Here is a 17,332-nt window from a genome sequence, read left to right on the forward strand (position 1 = left end):
GCAGGCCTCCGGGAGCGGGGCCTGTTCGAAAACTCATTCACTGACATTTTCGGATACTTACCAATGGCCGCACTAATTGAAGACTACGCATTGCTCGGCAACTGCAAGACTGCCGCGCTGGTCGCCAAGGACGGTTCACTGGATTGGTTATGTTTCCCTCGGTTTGATTCCCCCGCATGCTTTGCTGCGCTGCTGGGCGAAAGCAGCAACGGTCGCTGGAAAATCGCGCCGTCGGATGTGGTCACTCGCTCCGAAAGACGCTATCGCGAAGGTACGCTGATCCTCGAAACTGTGTTTGAGACCAACGCCGGGCGCGCCATGCTGATTGAATTCATGCCCACTGAGGTGGGCAGTAGCGTGGTGCGCATCGTGGTGGGTCTTGAGGGCCGCGTCGAATTTGGCATGGACCTGGCCATACGCTTCGACTACGGCAGCAGCGTGCCGTGGGTCGAAATGAAAGACGAGTACACGCTGACGGCAATTGCCGGTCCAGAAATGCTGATTCTGCATACACCGGTTGAGCTCCATGCTTTCGACCATCACACCGGCAGTCACTTTTCGGTCGAGACCGGCCAGCGCAAGGTGTTTGTGCTCAGCCATCAGACGTCGAATCACCCCGTGCATGCCGGCATCGACGGCGAAGCGGCGCTGAAGAACACCGAGCATTTCTGGCTAAAGTTTTCCAGCCGCTGTCCAGAAGTAGGGCAGTGGTCGGCGCAGGTCAAACGCTCGCTGATTACCCTTAAAGCACTGACGTATGAACCTACTGGCGGGATTGTCGCGGCCGTCACGACGTCGTTGCCGGAACAGCTGGGCGGCGAACGTAACTGGGATTACCGTTTTTGCTGGCTGCGCGATGCAACCATGACCTTGTTGGCGCTCATGAACCTTGGGTACTACGAGGAGGCAGAGGCATGGCGAGCCTGGCTGTTGCGCGCAGTGGCGGGCAACCCGGAACAGATTCAGATTATGTACGGGCTGGGTGGCGAACGAAGATTGCCCGAATATGAACTGCCCTGGCTGACCGGCTACGAAAACTCGGCCCCGGTGCGTATCGGCAATGCGGCGGCCACACAGGTGCAATTGGATGTCTTCGGAGAAGTGGCCGACGCCATGGTCCAAGCCGCCAAAGGTGGGCTGCCAAGGCCCCCTCGCAGTGCAGCGATCATCAAGGTGATCATGCCGTTTCTGGAAAAGGTCTGGCACCTTCCGGACAAAGGCATTTGGGAAATTCGCTCCGAGCCGCAGCATTTTACCCATTCCAAAGTCATGGCTTGGGTGGCCTTCGACCGAAATGCGCACCTCGCTGAGCAGTCCGCGGAAAACGATGAAGACCTTGCCTTGGCGTTCCATTACCGGACCATCGCCAACGAGATTCATGCTGATGTTTGCCTCAACGGCTTTGATACCCAGCTCGGCAGTTTTGTACAGACGTATGGCTCAACGTCCTTGGACGCAAGCTTGTTGCAGATTGCCCTGACCGGCTTCTTGCCGGCTGCCGATCCAAGGGTCGTGGGTACCGTGGCCGCTATCGAAAAGGCGCTGGTGGAGGACGGTTTACTGTTGCGCTATGACGCCGACCGTACCGTGGATGGTGTTTCGGGTCATGAAGGGACATTCCTCGTGTGTTCGTTCTGGCTGGCCGACGTTTACGTCCTGTTGGGGCGTTATGACGATGCAGAGGCATTGTTCGAGCGGTTATGTGGGCTGTGCAACGATGTGGGTCTGCTCGCTGAGCAATATGACCCGAGGGAAAAACGGATGCTGGGTAATTTCCCCCAGGCATTCAGTCATATCGGGATCATTAATACAGCGCTCAATCTGCATCGCTCGGCATGCCCGGCGGTATCCAGGGCCAGTGGTCACAGCGATGCAACCGTGGGCTAAGCCCGTTGCGGAGGGTTATTCAGCTTTGCGAAAGGTGAAGTTGATGCGTTGTTCACCCAGCAAGGGGTGGTCGGCCTGTTTGAGCGGCAGCACACCGTGATAGCGAAGTCGGTCTTCACCACCCCACACCACGACATCGCCATGGAAAAGCGACACGCGCTGGGTTTTGTCGCTACGGTCGAGTCCACCAAACAAGAAGCTCGCGGCGATGCCTAATGACACCGAAACAACGGGCCATTGGTAACCACGTTCGTTTTTGTCCTGGTGCAGGGACATCTTCGCACCGGGAACATAGCGATTGATCAGGCAGGCGTCGGGGGTGAAACCGGCAAAACCACATTCTGTTGCTGCAGACTGGGCCAGCTGCATGAATACGTCCGGTAAAACAGGCCATGGCTTGCCGGTCTCTGGATCGATTCGGGTATAGCGATAACCGTTGCGATCAGTGACCCAGCCAAGGGTGCCGCAGTTGCTCAAGGCAACCGACATGGTGAACCCGCCGGGGGTCATCATGTGCCTGAAAGGGGATTGTTCGAGGACGTGTTGCAGGGCGGGTAGCACGCGTTCAATCAGCGGCAGTGCGAAGCCCCTCAAGACAAATGATTGTGGGCCGATTTGCTCGGTGCGCGGCGCTTGAGTAACGTCGTCGGCAAATAAATCCAATGTGCCGGGTTCAGAGCCGCTGCGCTTGAGCATTTCAATCTCTCCACGAACGGTGTTACGTCCGCTGCCTGGCCACGACTGATGTCAGTGGCTGCCTCGGCGCCCACGGTGGTCTGGTAAAAGCCCGAAACCTGTGGTCGAATCCCGGGATGCAGGGGTTAGAGTGCTTTGCTGACTTTTACGTCAGTCACTTTATCGCCGCTGCCGCTGTGCATCTTTTCAAGGGTCGCGGTCGCTTCTTCTGATGACTCTGCGTGTAACTGGGCGAACTCGAATCGACGTTCACCGTTGAGTTTGTAGCTAATCGCATATTTGGTGGTGGCAGTGGGGGTGCTCACAAGCGGCTCCTTTCTTCAGGCGCTATTTATACGTGTCAGCTCAGCCGTGTAGCCGAGCGACGAACGATTTTGATGGTGTGAGTGAATGCGGGTTTGCGGCCACCACCGGTGTCGGCTTTACGGCCAGACGTATCGATGGTGATGTTCCAGAAGCCGGTGCTTGGCGCTGCTATTTTTGCCGGGAACCGGTCGAATGCGCCGCCATGATAGGTATGACGACCACCGTTTTTGAAGCTGCGAAAATTGGCGTCATTCATCAAGCGAATGTTACAGAGCTGGGAACACTCGATGACGACGAGGTCGTCTTCGTTGAGGTGTTCGCGCTGATGTACAAATTTCATGGTGTCTCCAAAAAGGCTTTTTCTGCAAAATCAAAACGATAGCATGGGCGCGACGGCATTTATCCGCCGCGAGTGGTTTTATTGCGTTTATACCCGATAAAAGTGCCTAAACAGGGATCTATTCGGTCACAAGCGTGTCGTAGGTCTTTTAGTGGAGCGATTGTATGAAAATAGCTGTGGTGGTTTTGACACTTGCGATGACTGGCTGCGCGACGGTTGCCGAGATTGAGCGTACCCCTCCGACCCTGAGCGTAATTTCCGGCAAAAGCCCTCAGAGTTATGCTGACTGCTTGGTCCACAAACTTGCCGGTAGCCGCAAACCGCCACTGGTTGAGCCGCATCATGACGGTTTGCGCATGATCATTTCGCAGAACTTCAATTCCGACCCTGCTGCGGTAGTATTGATTGAGAGCCGTAGCAACAACGGCAGCTCAATCAAGCTGTATGAGCATCTGTCCAATGTGCCAATACGGCCCAAAGATGTGCAAAACGCCGCGACTGCCTGCATCTCGGGTTGATAAATGTGCCGCACAACCTAATTGATGGAGCAGCAATGAAACGCGAAGTGGTAAAGCAACGGCATGCCGAAGGCCAAATTTCGGCGACGCACATTATTCAAAATCCGGCAGTAGTCGGCGAGTGGATTGTTTTTTTCAAGAAGAGCGAGGGCAGAAGTTTTTTTCTGGTGGATGACGGCGATGAGGTCGAATCTTTCACTCAGCTGGATGATCTGGTGGTGATAGTCCGAGGGTTGGGAATCAAGTTTGCCGAAATCCATCTTTAGCAGTGGTTGCGTCTAAGCGGGCGGTTCGCAAACTTCACCCGCAACACGCAACACTCAGTGTTCTGCCATTCTTTTAGTTATTTGCACATCACCACTAGGCTGCGGCTTTTGAAGTTGCCGACATCAACCCCGAGGGTCTTATCGCTTTCCTTGGGTTGTGGGGTGCCGTTGGTTGCAACAATGTTGTAGCCCTTGTTGGGGCAAGAGGCGTCTGCTTTTTGGTAGCAGCTGTCCCATGACATCGCCTCGCCTGAGCAATCAATGCTAACGCCTTGCTGGCCGTTGTTCAGGTAGGTGTTAGAGGCTGTAGCGCAACCGGCGATTCCCAATACCGCGACAACCAGCAAAAGTTTGTTCATGATTTTCGTGCTTCGTAATAAGGGCGGATGGGAGTGAGTTACCAGACGTCATGGCTGAACGGTTCGACCCTGCGATGACGTAATCGTTGTGCGTTCGTCGCTGTGTTGTTTTTCAGGTTTTAGGCCCGGAGCGCCGACGAGAATGAGCCTTGGGTTGGTCTTGCAAGACAGCGGCCACCTCAATGGCTGCGCTTTCCGAGGCAAACGGGCCGGCGATCGCTTCGCCGCTGGCATCCGATACCCACCACTGGCCATCTTGAAGTTTGTTGATCAAGTAACCGTTAACATTTTTCACTTCCGACATCGGTCTCTCTCGCTGAATGGTTCAAGCGGCACATGATAGAGCGCCTGCTCGTAAGCTGCACATTATTCCCGCACAGTCAGGTGCGTTCAGCTAGGCTTGGTGAGGCTAAATAGGCGTTATTACTGCTGCTCTCAGACGAGGGCAATCTCCACGCGACGGAACTATCGTGGCGTAAATCTCTCTATCAAGGCATAGGATGGCCAGTAAGGGCATTGTAAGGTGCTCTGTGCCTGATTAGACTGCGCCGCAATAGCCACCGCCTTTTTTATTAGGGAATTATATGAGCCAGAATGTGATCAAGAAATGCTTGTTCCCAGCAGCCGGATACGGCACGCGCTTTTTGCCTGCAACAAAAGCCATGCCCAAGGAAATGCTGCCAGTGGTCAACAAACCGCTGATTCAGTATGGCGTGGAAGAAGCACTTGATGCTGGCTTGAAAGAAATCTCCATCGTGACGGGTCGTGGCAAACGTGCATTAGAAGACCACTTCGATATCAGTTACGAGCTTGAGCATCAAATCAAAGGCACCGACAAAGAAAAATACTTGGTGGGTATTCGTCGAATCCTGGACGAGTGCAGCTTTTCCTACACTCGCCAAACTGAAATGAAAGGCTTGGGTCACGCGATTCTCAGCGGCCGTCCTTTGATCGGTGACGAACCCTTCGCCGTGGTACTGGCGGATGACCTTTGCGTAAACCTCGACGGTGACGGCGTTCTGACCCAGATGGTCAAGCTGTACAACAAATACCGTTGCTGCATCGTCGCCATCCAGGAAGTACCGGCGGACGAAACTCAGAAGTACGGTGTCATCGCTGGCGAAGAAATCCACCCGGGCCTTTACCGTGTCAGCCACATGGTTGAAAAACCCAAGCCTGAAGACGCACCGTCCAACCTGGCGATCATCGGTCGTTATATTTTGACGCCGGACATCTTCAAAATGATTGAAGACACCCCGCCCGGTAAAGGCGGCGAAATTCAGATCACCGATGCACTGATGAAAATGGCGGAAGAGGGCAACGTCCTCGCCTACAAATTCAAAGGCCAGCGTTTCGACTGTGGCGGCGCCGAAGGCTACATAGACGCGACCAACTTCTGTTTCGAAAACTTCTACAAAACCGGCAAAGCTTACTGAGTCATTGCCCGTTTGGTTGTAGGACAAAGCCACCGTTGGGTGGCTTTGTCGTTTCTGGCTGTCAGCACTGACCCCGCTCGCCGAAGCGGTTATGCTGTGCACCTGCTAAGGAGACAGCAATGGCCTACGACTTTGACCTTTTTGTGATTGGTGCCGGTTCCGGCGGTGTACGGGCGGCACGTTTTGCTGCGGGTTATGGCGGCCGAGTGGCGATTGCCGAGAGCCGCTATCTGGGCGGCACGTGCGTTAATGTCGGCTGCGTGCCGAAAAAATTCCTGGTGTACGGGGCGCATTTCTCCGAAGACTTCGAGCAAGCCAAAAGCTACGGTTGGTCAGCCGGTGAGGCTGAGTTCGATTGGGCGACCCTGATCAGCAACAAAGATCGTGAGATTCACCGTCTTAACGAGATCTATCGCAGCTTGTTGACCAACAGCGGGGTGACCCTGCATGAAGGCCACGCTAAGCTGGTAGATCCGCATCGGGTCCAAGTCAATGGCCAGACTTACAGCGCAGAACACATTTTGATTGCGACTGGCGGCTGGCCGCAGGTTCCGGAATTTCCGGGCAGTGATCTGGCGATTACGTCCCAGGATGCATTTTTCCTCAATAAGCTCCCTAAACGTATTATGGTCGTCGGTGGCGGTTATATTGCGGTTGAGTTTGCGTCGATTTTCAATGGTTTAGGGGCCGACGTGACCCAGCTGTATCGCGGCGAGCTGTTCCTGCGTGGTTTTGATGATGCGGTTCGGGTTCATCTGAAACAGGAATTGGTGAAGCGCGGCATTGATCTGCAATTCAACTCAGACATCGAACGTATCGACAAAAATGACGATGGCAGCTTGCATGTGGTCCTTAAAGACGGTCGGCTGCTGACCACCGATTGCGTGTTCTACGCGACGGGCCGTCGACCTATGCTGGACAACCTCGGTCTCGAAAACGTTCAGGTAAAACTGAACAAGGCTGGCTTCATCGAAGTCGATGAGCTTTATCAAACCAGCGAACCGTCTATTCTGGCACTGGGCGACATCATTGGCGGTGTGCAGTTGACTCCGGTAGCGCTGGCTGAAGGCACGGCGTTGGCGCGCCGGCTGTTCAAGCCAGAGCAGTATCGGCCGGTGGACTATCGTCATATCCCAACGGCGGTTTTCAGCCTGCCGAACATTGGCACGGTGGGTTTGACCGAAGAAGACGCTAAGAAAGCTGGTCACACGGTGGTGGTATTCGAAAGCCGCTTCCGCCCCATGAAGTTGTCGCTTACCCAGGATCAAGAGCGCACGCTGATGAAGTTGGTGGTCGATGCTGATACAGATCGGGTGCTCGGTTGTCATATGGTCGGGCCAGAGGCAGGTGAAATCATCCAAGGCCTAGCGATTGCGTTGAAGGCGGGCGCAACCAAGCAGATTTTTGACGACACGATTGGCGTGCATCCGACCGCAGCCGAAGAGTTTGTCACGCTGCGCACACCGGTTGGCAGCTGATTCAGCGGCCAACCGAGCATCACTAGATCACAGGGAAGTGGGTCGAGGCATAAATAAGAAATTTATAGGACGCGGGCCCATTTCTTGAACAACCAAAACGTTTGGACGTCACTGCCTTGGTGTGAGCAGGATCGGCTTACCGCCCTTGCGCGGCTGGACATACTTGACACGCCCCCAGAGCGAACATTTGAAGAGCTTGCCAGCCTTGCGGCGTATCTGTGCGATGCGCCCATGGCGCAGATCAACCTGATCGACGTTGATCGGCAATGGTCCTTGGCACAATTCGGTCTGGCAGAGGGCGATCAACCCCTCGAGTATTCGTTGTGTGCCCATGCCATTCAGCAGGCGGACGGCATGATCATTGAAGATCTGTCGGCCGATCCCCGGTTTGCCAAGCATCCGCAGGTTGCTGGGGGTGCCCGGTTACGATTTTATGCCAGCGCCTTATTGGTTTCGCCCTATGGACCGTTGGGCGCGTTGTGTGTGCTCGATGTGCGCCCCCGGCATCTGTCCGAACGGCAGATAGCCGCCCTGGCGACATTGGCGAGTCAGGTGGTCAGTCAGTTGGAGCTGCGCCGTGCACTGGTCACTCAACGTGAAAGCGAGGTTCGCCACCGGCAGCAACAAGCGCGCCAGGCGTTTTTGCTGCAGCTCAGCGATCGCTTGCACGACGCGGTGCGCGCTGAAGATGTGGTGTTCAATCTGGGCGAGAGCTTGGGCTCGACTCTGGAAATCCAGCGTATAGGTCATGGTCGCTTCGACGCGCAGGGCTTATTGACCATTGAGAGCGAATGGCTAAAAAGCTCGGCGCGCAGCAGTCGTGGCTTTCATCAAATTGACGAATATGGCGAAGGTTTGTTCGAGCGCTTGACTCAAGGCGAGTTGATCGCCGTTGAGGATGTGTGCAGTGACCCGCGTACGGCCGCTGCCGCACAGCGTTACGCCGATTACAACGTTCGCAGCATATTGATTGCGCCCTTGGGCGATGACTTGGGTTTCAATGCACTGCTTTATATAAGCTCGGAGCAGCCGCGACAGTGGTCGCCCGAAGACATTGCTCTCGTACGTGAAGTGGTGGAGCGCACCCAGGCGGCGGATGAGCGAGCCAAAGCGCGCAACGCCCTGTTGGAAGCCGAGCAGCGGGTCAAGTTGGCGAACTCCATCGCTGCCGTGGGTGTCTGGGAGTACACCATCAGCCGCAATCAACTGCACTTTGATAGCCAAGCGCGAATGATTGCCGAGCTGTCGCCTGAGCAGCTCGATCCAACGGTCGAAGATTTTCTGGTCGCCGTCCACGTCGAGGATCGAAGCGCCTTGGTGCAGGCTGTCGCGCAAGCACTGAGCGCTCGCTCTACCGGCGAAATCAGCCTCGATTTTCGAGTTCATCCGCGTGTCGATGGCTTGCCGAGCTGGCTGACGATCCGTGGGCGGCGGATGCAAGAGCGCGACGGTACTGTGCGTTTGATTGGGACCGCGCGAGACATTACGCTCGAACGCAACGGTGAAGAAAATCTCCGCCGAATCAATGCGGTATTGGAAAGCCAGATCGTTGAGCGTGCATGTGCCGAGCGCTTTCAGGCGGCGTTGTTGATCCTGGGTGATCAATTACGCGAAAAAACCGGTTGTACGGAGATCCGACAGGCCGCGGCCAGAATTTTGGGCATGACACTGGGGATTGAGCGCGTCGCGTTTGCCACTGTTGACCTTGAACAAGACAGCATTGTCATTAAACGTGATTGGGTGCTGGGGGCAGTTCCAAGCCTTGTTGGTGTTTACAGCCTCAATAGTTTCGGCGCGTTATTTGACGCGATGCGCCGTGGCGAGGGCGTGGTCATCAACGACACTCAGCTGGATGCGCGTACCGCCCAAGGCGACGGTGAATGCCAGGCGCGTGGCATGCGAACGCTGATCAACATCCCGCTGCTCGAACAGGGTGTTATCACCACATTATTGATGTTGCACGGTGTGCAGCCGCGCATTTGGAGCGACGAAGAAGTCAGTTTTGTTCGTGATGTTGCCGAACGCAGCTGGGTTGCCATGGAGCGTTCACGTGCCGAGCGGGCACTGCGCGATAGCGAGCTGCAATTTCGCACCTTGGCCGACAACATGAGTCAGTTGGCCTGGACCGCCGAGCCGTCCGGCAAAATCTATTGGTACAACAAGCGTTGGTATGACTATACCGGCACTTCGCTGGAAGCGATGTTGGCGTTGGGCTGGCGCTCGGTTCACGACCCTGCGCACTTTGACCGAGTCACTGCGCGGGTCAAGCATTGCTTCGCGACCGGGTCGGTGTGGGAAGATACGTTTCCCATGCGAGGCAGGGATGGTAACTACAGCTGGTTTCTGTCTCGGGCGCTGCCCATTCGAGACGGTTTGGGTCATGTCACGCATTGGCTGGGAACCCACACCGACATCACCGCTCAGGTTAACGCCGAAGAAGCCTTGCGTGAGCTCAATGACAGCCTCGAGCGGCGAGTGGCTGAGCGGACTCGCGAGATGGTCACGATCAACGAGTTGCTGCAAGTTGAGATGTCCGAGCGCGAAAGTGCCGAAGAGGCGTTGCGGCATGCGCAAAAAATGGACGCCATCGGTCAACTCACCGGCGGCATTGCCCATGACTTCAATAACATGCTCACCGGTGTGTTGGGTGCGCTGGATTTGATTCAACGGCGCGTCGCAGCAGGACGCGTGGCGGAGGTGGATCGCTATATCAACGCCGCAATGACCTCGGCCAATCGCGCGGCGTCCTTGACCCATCGACTGCTGGCGTTTGCCCGGCGTCAGTCGCTTAACCCTCAAGCCGTGGACGTTAACCAGATGGTGATGTCGATGGAGGAATTGCTGCGACGCACCCTCGGCGAGAGCATCGAACTGTGCATCGACCTTCAACCCCGGTTGTGGCAAGCCAATACCGATGAGCATCAGCTGGAAAGTGCGTTGTTGAATCTGGTAATCAATGCCCGCGACGCCATGCCTGAGGGTGGTCGTCTGACGGTCAGTTCCACGGTGGTTCATGTTGATATTCAGCGGGAAGCCATGGCTCCGGGCGAGTATGTTCTGCTCAGCGTCGAAGACAGTGGTTTTGGCATGTCGCCTGAGGTCATCCGGCGAGCATTTGATCCGTTCTTCACTACCAAGCCGATTGGGCAGGGTACGGGTTTGGGGCTGTCGATGGTCTATGGATTCGTCAAACAAACCGGCGGCCACGTACAGATCGAAAGCGTGGTCCAAGAAGGCACCCGGATTCAGCTGTATCTTCCTTGCCATCTCGAGCAAGGGGCGCGCCATATCGCGGAGCCAGAGAGTCTCAGCGCTCCCCGGGCAGTGAGGGGCGAGCAAGTGCTGGTGGTCGAAGACGAGGTCGCGGTGCGCCTTCTGGTAATCGACGTGCTGCGCGAACTCGGTTATTCGACGCTTGAAGCCGGTGACAGCAAGACTGCGCTGCCGGTACTGCAAAGTGCGGAGCGTATCGATCTGCTGATCAGTGACGTAGGGTTGCCGGGGCTTAACGGTCGCCAGCTGGCGGAAATGGCTCGGCAATTCCGTCCGGACTTGCCCGTGTTGTTCATGACCGGTTACGCGCGAAACGCTGAAGTGCGGGCTGAGCTGCTCGATCCTGGTATGGACATACTGACCAAGCCCTTCAGTGTCGATGAGTTGGCGCTGAAAGTACGGTCGATGATCGGCGACACGCGGTGTGTGCCCGATGAAAGGCTTCCCGAATAAGATCGGTCGGATTTTCTGTAGGAGCCAACGTGTTGGCGAGGGTCCTTTGGACTTATCGCAGCCTTCGGCAGCTCCTACAGAAGTCTGTGCAGCGCCAAAATCCGTGGGACCGAATTTATTCGGGAAGGCTTCAGTCCTGACACCCTGCAACCTCAAACTACCCAAAGTGCCACACACTTTGCTGCGCGACAGCGCGGCGTCGAAGACGTGGCGGACTTTCCTACAGGGGAGTGGTTAATTCGGGCTCTTTCTGCGTGGCAAGCAGCGCTGCGGACTCAAGGGCCAGTTGGGATTTGATCAGCTCTAGGTGCAATGTCTGATTGGCCTGCGCATGTTCATTCACGGTTTGCTTGAGTGCGCTGCTTTCATCAAGGGCCGCGCTCAAGCGCTCTTGCAGCAACGCGCACTGGGTGTGGGTGAGCTGGTACTGTTCGCCAAGTCTGCTCGTCTCGTGAGTCGCTTTTTTCAGCTGTTCCTGTTGCGCACTCAGCTCGCGCAACGTACTGCGTGTTTCGCTTAATAAACGTTCATTGTCTCGGTTTAGCTGAGTGATCTCCTCCTGCCGTACCATCGCGGCCTGTTGCGCCTGGCGTATTTCCATCTGTACCTGCTGCAGTTGGCCTTCGTGACGACGCTGCTCCTGTTCGCGTTGCTCCTTGACTGAGTTGCGATAGTGCTCAAGTGCGTCGCGGGCATGCAGGTGCTTTTCTTCCAACGAGCGAATTTGTCCATCCTTGTCCTGCAGGCGAATGTCTTGATCTAGCTGCGACTGAATCAGGCGAGCGTTAGACGTCTGTTCGGCTTGCAACGCGCCGCGCGTACTGTCCAAGGCGAGGCTTTTTGCGTTCAACTCAGCGGTCAGCGTATTCAGTTGTTGCTCTTGGGTGCTGACATGCAACTGAGTCCTTGCCAATTCCTCTGACAATGTTTGCATCTGGTCGTCAAACACCGCCTGGGCCAGATGAATACGCTCTTGGGCCTGTTCCTTTAGTCGCTGAGCAAGACGACTCACCAACTCAGTCAGTTCATCACTGACCTGGGGGGCGGGGGCGGAGCTTTTGGACTCCTGCTCATCCAGTTCCTTCAAGTAGCGGTGAATGGTGGTTTTCGATCCGGTGTTGCCCATCTCGATACGCACCGCGTCAATGCTCGGATTTTCGCCGCGAGCGAGCAACGCCATGCGTGCCGTTTGAACCACTGCCTTATTGACTCCGCCGCGTGCCATGCATTGCTCCTACGATTTCGTACTGTGGTATGTACGCTGTAATTACATACTATAAGTTTGGCAATTACGTTCTAAAATTAACGAAAATACACACGGGATATACTGGTATTATCCCGTGTCATTCACGGAAACCAATTTTATAAGGTGGTTTTCAGTACACAACGGGCGCGCTTGGCATGTATGACTTGGACCGCTACCTGACCGCTGCTACTCGTGACAACACGCGGCGCAGCTATCGGGCGGCCATTGAGCATTTTGAAGTGACATGGGGCGGCTTCCTGCCCGCGACCAGCGACAGCGTCGCCCGTTACTTGGTCGCGTTCGCTGGCGTGTTGTCGATTAACACCTTGAAGTTGCGTTTGTCGGCCTTGGCGCAATGGCACAACAGCCAGGGATTTGCTGATCCGACCAAGGCGCCAGTGGTGCGCAAGGTATTCAAGGGCATTCGGGCCCTGCACCCCGCGCAGGAGAAGCAGGCCGAGCCTTTGGAGTTGCAGCATCTGGAGCAGGTGATCGCAATGCTTGATCGAGAGGGCGCGCAAGCGCTTGTCGATCACGATCAACCGGCGTTGTTGCGTTGCCGTCGCAACACTGCCCTGATTTTGTTGGGCTTTTGGCGGGGGTTTCGCAGCGATGAGTTGTGCCGGCTAGACATCGAGCACGTTCAAGCGATTGCCGGCTCGGGCATCAGCCTGTATCTGCCGCGCAGCAAAAGTGATCGCGACAACCTCGGCAGAACCTACCAAACGCCAGCGCTGCAGCGCTTGTGCCCGGTGCAGGCCTATATCGAATGGGTCAACTGTGCGGCGCTGGTGCGTGGGCCTGTGTTCAGGGCCATTGATCGCTGGGGCAATCTGGGGGAGGAGGGCTTGCACGCCAACAGCATTATTCCGCTGCTACGCCAGGCGCTGGAGCGTGCGGGCCTTCCTTCCGAGCAGTACACCAGTCATTCATTGCGCCGAGGCTTTGCCACGTGGGCCCACCAAAGCGGTTGGGACTTGAAATCGCTGATGACCTACGTCGGCTGGAAGGACATGAAATCGGCCTTGCGCTACATCGAAGCCACGCCGTTTAAGACGCTGAATGACCTCACACAGCTGTCACAGATTTCTTCTATTAATAGAGATCTCTTATAGTGAAAGGTAATCAGCAGCATGAGGTTTGCCAATGAGCCTATATCGCTGATTATGCGTAAGATCCACTTCATTAGCTTTTCCCAACCATCAGGAGATTCACCGATGCCTATCATCAACAGCCACGTCAAACCATTTAAAGCCACGGCGTTCGTCAACAACGAATTCGTTGAAGTCTCGGAAGCCAACCTGAAAGGCAAATGGTCTGTCGTTTTCTTCTACCCGGCTGACTTCACCTTCGTTTGCCCTACCGAATTGGGCGACCTGGCTGACAACTATGCTGCGTTCAAGAAACTGGGCGTTGAGATCTACGGTGTGTCCACCGACACCCACTTCGCTCACAAAGCCTGGCACGATACTTCCGACGTGATCGGCAAAGTCACCTTTCCACTGATCGGCGACCCGACTCACGTGATCTCCCGCAACTTCGACGTGTTGATCGAAGAAGCAGGACTGGCTGACCGTGGCACCTTCGTGATCAACCCAGAAGGTCAGATCAAAATCGTTGAACTGAACGATGGCGGCGTCGGCCGTGACGCTTCTGAGCTGCTGCGCAAAGTTAAAGCCGCTCAATACGTCGCTGCTCACCCAGGCGAAGTTTGCCCAGCTAAATGGAAAGAAGGCGAAGCCACTCTGGCCCCGTCGTTGGACCTGGTTGGCAAGATCTAAGTCGACATGCATCGGCTGGGGGCCATGGGCTCTGCTTTTAAGCACTAAGTAAACCGCATCGCCCCCAAAAAACGCCCGGGCGACTATCGCTCGGGCGTTGTTTTTTCTACCGAATCAAAAAAAGGAAATCGCGCCATGTTGGACGCCAATCTTAACGCCCAGTTGAAATCGTACCTGGAACGGGTTACCCGCCCAATCGAGATCGTTGCGTCCCTTGATGACGGCGCGAAATCTCAAGAAATGCTGGAGCTGCTTAAAGAAGTCGCCAGCCTTTCGACTTTTATTACGCTTAAAGACAACGGCTCCGATGTGCGTACTCCATCGTTCTCGCTGGACAGCCCAGGGCAAAACATCAGCCTGCGTTTCGCCGGCATCCCTATGGGTCACGAATTCACCTCGCTGGTATTGGCGCTGCTGCAAGTCGGCGGCTACCCCTCCAAGGCCAGCGCGGACGCCATTGAACAGGCGAAATCGCTGAAGGGCGATTTCACCTTCGAAACATACTTCTCCCAGTCGTGTCAGAACTGCCCGGATGTTGTTCAGGCGGTAAACCTGATGGCCGTGCTCAACCCGAACATCAAACACATCGCTATTGACGGTGCGTTGTTCCAGGCTGAAGTGACTGACCGTCAGATCATGTCGGTGCCTAGCGTCTACCTCAACGGCGAGCTGTTCGGCCAGGGTCGCATGGGCCTGGAAGAAATTCTGGCCAAAATCGACACCAGTGCTGGTGATCGTCAGGCAGAAAAGCTCAACGCCAAAGACGCCTTCGATGTACTGGTCGTCGGCGGCGGCCCAGCGGGTTCGGCCGCTGCGATCTACGCGGCACGTAAGGGTATTCGCACCGGCGTCGCGGCGGAGCGTTTTGGCGGTCAGGTGCTCGACACCATGGCCATCGAAAACTTTATCTCTGTTCAGCACACTGAAGGTCCGAAACTGGCCGTTGCGCTGGAAGAACACGTCAAACAGTACGAAGTCGACATCATGAATCTGCAGCGCGCAGATCAGTTGATCCCAGGCAAGGCGGGCGAGCTGCACGAAGTGAAATTCGCCAGCGGGGCCTCGCTCAAAGCCCGTACGGTGATTATTGCGACAGGTGCAAGATGGCGCGAAATGAACGTGCCGGGCGAGCAGCAATACCGGAACAAGGGCGTAGCGTATTGCCCGCACTGCGACGGTCCGCTGTTCAAGGGCAAACGTGTTGCGGTCATCGGCGGCGGTAACTCCGGCGTCGAAGCAGCAATCGACCTGGCCGGTATCGTCAAGCACGTCACCTTGCTGGAATTCGACGTGCAACTGCGCGCCGATGCGGTATTGCAGCGCAAGTTGTTGAGCCTGCCGAACGTCACCGTCATCACCAATGCACTCACCACAGAAGCGCTGGGCGATGGCCAGAAAGTTAACGGTCTGCGCTACAAAAACCGTTTGAACGACGAAGAGATTGCCATCGACCTAGAAGGCATCTTTGTTCAGATCGGCTTGCTGCCTAACACCGACTGGCTCAAAGGCACCATTGAGTTGTCACCGCGCGGCGAGATCATTGTGGATTCCCGTGGCGAGACCTCGATTCCCGGCGTCTTCGCCGCTGGCGACGTCACCACCGTACCGTTTAAACAGATCATTATTGCCTTGGGCGAGGGTGCCAAGGCATCGCTAAGCGCATTTGATCACTTGATTCGCACGTCAGCGCCAGAGTAAAGCCTCGGGCGTCGCAGCATAGCGATAGAAAAAGTCGGAATTTGATAAGGATTTCGGCTTTTTTTTGGCCTGTCGTAACCATTCGGGCATCGTTCTGCGAAAACACAGGTCGATATCTGTCTGCACCCGAAACCATAAGCGTTAAACGGTGCGTCCCCTCATGAGGAAGTCATATGTTGAAAACAATAGCGTTGGCGCTGACCTTGGGTCTGGCGGGTTGTAGCGGTGTCCAGGTGACGCAATACAGTCAAGAAACCCCGAAACTCGACCTGCGCGATTACTTCTCGGGGCAGGTGTTGGCGTCAGGTATTTTTCAAAAACGCTCGGGCGAGGTAACCAAACGCTTTCATGTAGTGATCGATAGCCACAGTGAAGGCGACGCGCTCATCATGCATGAGACTTTCAATTACAGCGACGGCACAAAACAGACCCGGGTCTGGACCTTGCGTCCGGAGGGTCCAGGACACTGGCGTGGCACGGCGAGTGACGTGGTCGGCGAGGCATTCGGCGAGGTTTCAGGCAATACCTTCCATTGGAACTACGTGCTGAACCTGCCAGTGGACGGCAAGACCTACGAAGTTCGTTTTGACGACTGGATGTACATGCTCGATGACAAAACCTTGGCCAATCGTTCCTACATGAGCAAGCTGGGTGTCGAGTTGGGACAAGTGACGTTGTTCTTTCGCAAGCAGTGAAGAGTGCACCTAGTCGGTCTTTGTGATTTCTGAGGGACCGAATTCATTCGGTAAGCAGGCGCCTCGGTATGTCTGGAACACCGCGCCGCTACCTTCCCGAATAAATTCGGTCCCACAGATTTTGGCGCTGGATAGATTTTTGCGGGAGCTGCCGAAGGCTGCGATAAGTCCGAACCAGCTTCGCTAACCAGTTGGCTCCTACAAAAGATGCGTTATGGGGAGGGTCAAATCACAGCGGTGTCGGCTGAATGATCTCAACCCAGTACCCATCCGGGTCTTTGATGAACGCCAGGCTGTTCATGCGACCATCCGCCAGGCGTTTCTGAAACGGCACACCCAGGGTTTCGAAACGTTCGCAGGCCACGTGGACATCGGGTACAGAGATGCAAATGTGCCCAAAACCGCGCGGGTCAGCGTTGCCGTTGTGATACGCGATGGCCGGATCATTCTCGGTGCCGTGGTTATGCGTTAGCTCTAGAATCCCGGGGATGGACTTCATCCACTGGTTACGCGCACTGCTTTCAGCAGGGATCAGCGCTTTGTCGACCAGCGCAAGAAAGTACAGGCTGAATTCGGCTTCCGGAAAGTCACGCTTTTCAACCAGGCTGAAGCCCAGCACGCGAGTATAAAAATCCAGCGAGGCGGTGATGTCCTTGACCCGCAGCATGGTGTGGTTGAACACAAAACCTTGTGTTGCGGTTTCCGGTACGGCAGTGACGCCGGCAAAGGTGTTCAATTCGTGCAAGCTCATGGAAATCTCCGGTTCAAATAGTCGTGCAACTGCTAAAGGATACGGGTCAGAGCAATCAGTGCCAAACCCGAACGGTGAGGAGGTTTCGATAAAAACAGTGCTAAGCCTTGTTCCACGAGGGGGACAGGCCCAAACTTTCCTGCTCAACA

At 55.6% G+C, this 17,332-nt stretch carries 17 protein-coding genes; 10 read left to right on the plus strand and 7 right to left on the minus strand.

Annotated features, from left to right (window positions below; translation table 11 throughout):
- The first annotated feature begins 63 nt into the window (after positions 1 to 63).
- On the plus strand, positions 64 to 1,887 hold the full coding sequence (locus RHM59_RS03750; RefSeq protein WP_322164533.1) for a glycoside hydrolase family 15 protein: 1,824 nt from the start codon (positions 64 to 66) through the stop codon (positions 1,885 to 1,887).
- 15 nt (positions 1,888 to 1,902) lie between these two features.
- Here the strand turns inward: RHM59_RS03750 and alkB are convergent, their stop codons facing one another.
- From alkB to RHM59_RS03765, 3 genes are all read right to left on the minus strand, one after another.
- Positions 1,903 to 2,583, minus strand: coding sequence for a DNA oxidative demethylase AlkB (alkB, locus tag RHM59_RS03755; protein ID WP_322164532.1), 681 nt, complete (start codon positions 2,581 to 2,583; stop codon positions 1,903 to 1,905).
- 125 nt (positions 2,584 to 2,708) lie between these two features.
- On the minus strand, positions 2,709 to 2,888 hold the full coding sequence (locus tag RHM59_RS03760) for a hypothetical protein (protein WP_322164531.1): 180 nt from the start codon (positions 2,886 to 2,888) through the stop codon (positions 2,709 to 2,711).
- Between the two features lie 35 nt (positions 2,889 to 2,923).
- Positions 2,924 to 3,229: a DUF1883 domain-containing protein gene (locus RHM59_RS03765; protein WP_322285983.1), complete on the minus strand. Its 306-nt coding sequence runs from the start codon at positions 3,227 to 3,229 to the stop codon at positions 2,924 to 2,926.
- Between the two features lie 164 nt (positions 3,230 to 3,393).
- Between RHM59_RS03765 and RHM59_RS03770 the strand changes: the two genes are divergently transcribed.
- Positions 3,394 to 3,747, plus strand: coding sequence for a hypothetical protein (locus tag RHM59_RS03770; protein ID WP_322164529.1), 354 nt, complete (start codon positions 3,394 to 3,396; stop codon positions 3,745 to 3,747).
- Between the two features lie 35 nt (positions 3,748 to 3,782).
- Complete coding sequence (locus RHM59_RS03775) at positions 3,783 to 4,013, plus strand: hypothetical protein (protein ID WP_322164528.1); 231 nt, start codon at positions 3,783 to 3,785, stop codon at positions 4,011 to 4,013.
- Between the two features lie 77 nt (positions 4,014 to 4,090).
- Here RHM59_RS03775 and RHM59_RS03780 read toward each other — a convergent pair whose 3' ends face one another.
- Entirely contained in the window at positions 4,091 to 4,372 is a 282-nt protein-coding gene (locus RHM59_RS03780; protein WP_322164527.1) for a hypothetical protein, read from the minus strand.
- A gap of 112 nt (positions 4,373 to 4,484) precedes the next feature.
- The gene (locus RHM59_RS03785; RefSeq protein ID WP_322164526.1) at positions 4,485 to 4,676 is read right to left on the minus strand and encodes a hypothetical protein; all 192 of its coding nucleotides are present in this window, start codon (positions 4,674 to 4,676) and stop codon (positions 4,485 to 4,487) included.
- A 292-nt stretch (positions 4,677 to 4,968) separates the two neighbouring features.
- Between RHM59_RS03785 and galU the strand changes: the two genes are divergently transcribed.
- The 3 genes from galU (at position 4,969) to RHM59_RS03800 (ending at position 11,012) form a co-directional block, all read left to right on the plus strand.
- Entirely contained in the window at positions 4,969 to 5,808 is an 840-nt protein-coding gene (gene galU, locus RHM59_RS03790) for a UTP--glucose-1-phosphate uridylyltransferase GalU (RefSeq protein WP_322170957.1), read from the plus strand.
- Between the two features lie 119 nt (positions 5,809 to 5,927).
- Positions 5,928 to 7,286, plus strand: coding sequence for a glutathione-disulfide reductase (gene gorA, locus RHM59_RS03795; RefSeq protein ID WP_322164525.1), 1,359 nt, complete (start codon positions 5,928 to 5,930; stop codon positions 7,284 to 7,286).
- Between the two features lie 84 nt (positions 7,287 to 7,370).
- A complete protein-coding gene (locus RHM59_RS03800) occupies positions 7,371 to 11,012 on the plus strand; it encodes a GAF domain-containing protein (protein ID WP_322164524.1) in 3,642 nt (1,213 codons plus the stop codon).
- A 220-nt stretch (positions 11,013 to 11,232) separates the two neighbouring features.
- Here RHM59_RS03800 and RHM59_RS03805 read toward each other — a convergent pair whose 3' ends face one another.
- Complete coding sequence (locus RHM59_RS03805) at positions 11,233 to 12,237, minus strand: DNA-binding protein (RefSeq protein ID WP_322285984.1); 1,005 nt, start codon at positions 12,235 to 12,237, stop codon at positions 11,233 to 11,235.
- 176 nt (positions 12,238 to 12,413) lie between these two features.
- Here RHM59_RS03805 and RHM59_RS03810 point away from each other — a divergent pair, with 176 nt between their 5' ends.
- From RHM59_RS03810 to RHM59_RS03825, 4 genes are all read left to right on the plus strand, one after another.
- Complete coding sequence (locus tag RHM59_RS03810; protein WP_322285985.1) at positions 12,414 to 13,373, plus strand: site-specific integrase; 960 nt, start codon at positions 12,414 to 12,416, stop codon at positions 13,371 to 13,373.
- 102 nt (positions 13,374 to 13,475) lie between these two features.
- Positions 13,476 to 14,039, plus strand: a complete 564-nt coding sequence (ahpC, locus tag RHM59_RS03815) for an alkyl hydroperoxide reductase subunit C (RefSeq protein WP_322285986.1) — start codon at positions 13,476 to 13,478, stop codon at positions 14,037 to 14,039.
- A 135-nt stretch (positions 14,040 to 14,174) separates the two neighbouring features.
- Positions 14,175 to 15,737, plus strand: a complete 1,563-nt coding sequence (gene ahpF, locus RHM59_RS03820) for an alkyl hydroperoxide reductase subunit F (RefSeq protein ID WP_322164520.1) — start codon at positions 14,175 to 14,177, stop codon at positions 15,735 to 15,737.
- A gap of 173 nt (positions 15,738 to 15,910) precedes the next feature.
- A complete protein-coding gene (locus tag RHM59_RS03825; protein ID WP_322285987.1) occupies positions 15,911 to 16,432 on the plus strand; it encodes a DUF3833 domain-containing protein in 522 nt (173 codons plus the stop codon).
- Positions 16,433 to 16,661: 229 nt separating this feature from the next.
- On the opposite strand, the gene gloA is transcribed toward RHM59_RS03825, so the two are convergent.
- Positions 16,662 to 17,183 (minus strand): lactoylglutathione lyase, encoded by a 522-nt coding sequence (gloA, locus tag RHM59_RS03830; protein WP_322285988.1) that lies wholly within the window; start codon positions 17,181 to 17,183, stop codon positions 16,662 to 16,664.
- Positions 17,184 to 17,332 lie beyond the last annotated feature (149 nt).

This window comes from Pseudomonas sp. MH10 (assembly GCF_034353045.1).
In the GTDB taxonomy this organism is placed as follows: domain Bacteria; phylum Pseudomonadota; class Gammaproteobacteria; order Pseudomonadales; family Pseudomonadaceae; genus Aquipseudomonas.

Coding starts and splice junctions, on each gene's coding strand:
- RHM59_RS03780 (WP_322164527.1), bottom strand. CDS start 4,372: ATGAACAAACTTTTGCTGGTTGTCGCGGTATTGGGAATCGCCGGTTGC.
- RHM59_RS03775 (WP_322164528.1), top strand. CDS start 3,783: ATGAAACGCGAAGTGGTAAAGCAACGGCATGCCGAAGGCCAAATTTCG.
- ahpC (WP_322285986.1), top strand. CDS start 13,476: ATGCCTATCATCAACAGCCACGTCAAACCATTTAAAGCCACGGCGTTC.
- gorA (WP_322164525.1), top strand. CDS start 5,928: ATGGCCTACGACTTTGACCTTTTTGTGATTGGTGCCGGTTCCGGCGGT.
- RHM59_RS03805 (WP_322285984.1), bottom strand. CDS start 12,237: ATGGCACGCGGCGGAGTCAATAAGGCAGTGGTTCAAACGGCACGCATG.
- RHM59_RS03785 (WP_322164526.1), bottom strand. CDS start 4,676: ATGTCGGAAGTGAAAAATGTTAACGGTTACTTGATCAACAAACTTCAA.
- RHM59_RS03750 (WP_322164533.1), top strand. CDS start 64: ATGGCCGCACTAATTGAAGACTACGCATTGCTCGGCAACTGCAAGACT.
- RHM59_RS03825 (WP_322285987.1), top strand. CDS start 15,911: ATGTTGAAAACAATAGCGTTGGCGCTGACCTTGGGTCTGGCGGGTTGT.
- RHM59_RS03765 (WP_322285983.1), bottom strand. CDS start 3,229: ATGAAATTTGTACATCAGCGCGAACACCTCAACGAAGACGACCTCGTC.
- ahpF (WP_322164520.1), top strand. CDS start 14,175: ATGTTGGACGCCAATCTTAACGCCCAGTTGAAATCGTACCTGGAACGG.
- RHM59_RS03770 (WP_322164529.1), top strand. CDS start 3,394: ATGAAAATAGCTGTGGTGGTTTTGACACTTGCGATGACTGGCTGCGCG.
- gloA (WP_322285988.1), bottom strand. CDS start 17,183: ATGAGCTTGCACGAATTGAACACCTTTGCCGGCGTCACTGCCGTACCG.
- RHM59_RS03810 (WP_322285985.1), top strand. CDS start 12,414: ATGTATGACTTGGACCGCTACCTGACCGCTGCTACTCGTGACAACACG.
- alkB (WP_322164532.1), bottom strand. CDS start 2,583: ATGCTCAAGCGCAGCGGCTCTGAACCCGGCACATTGGATTTATTTGCC.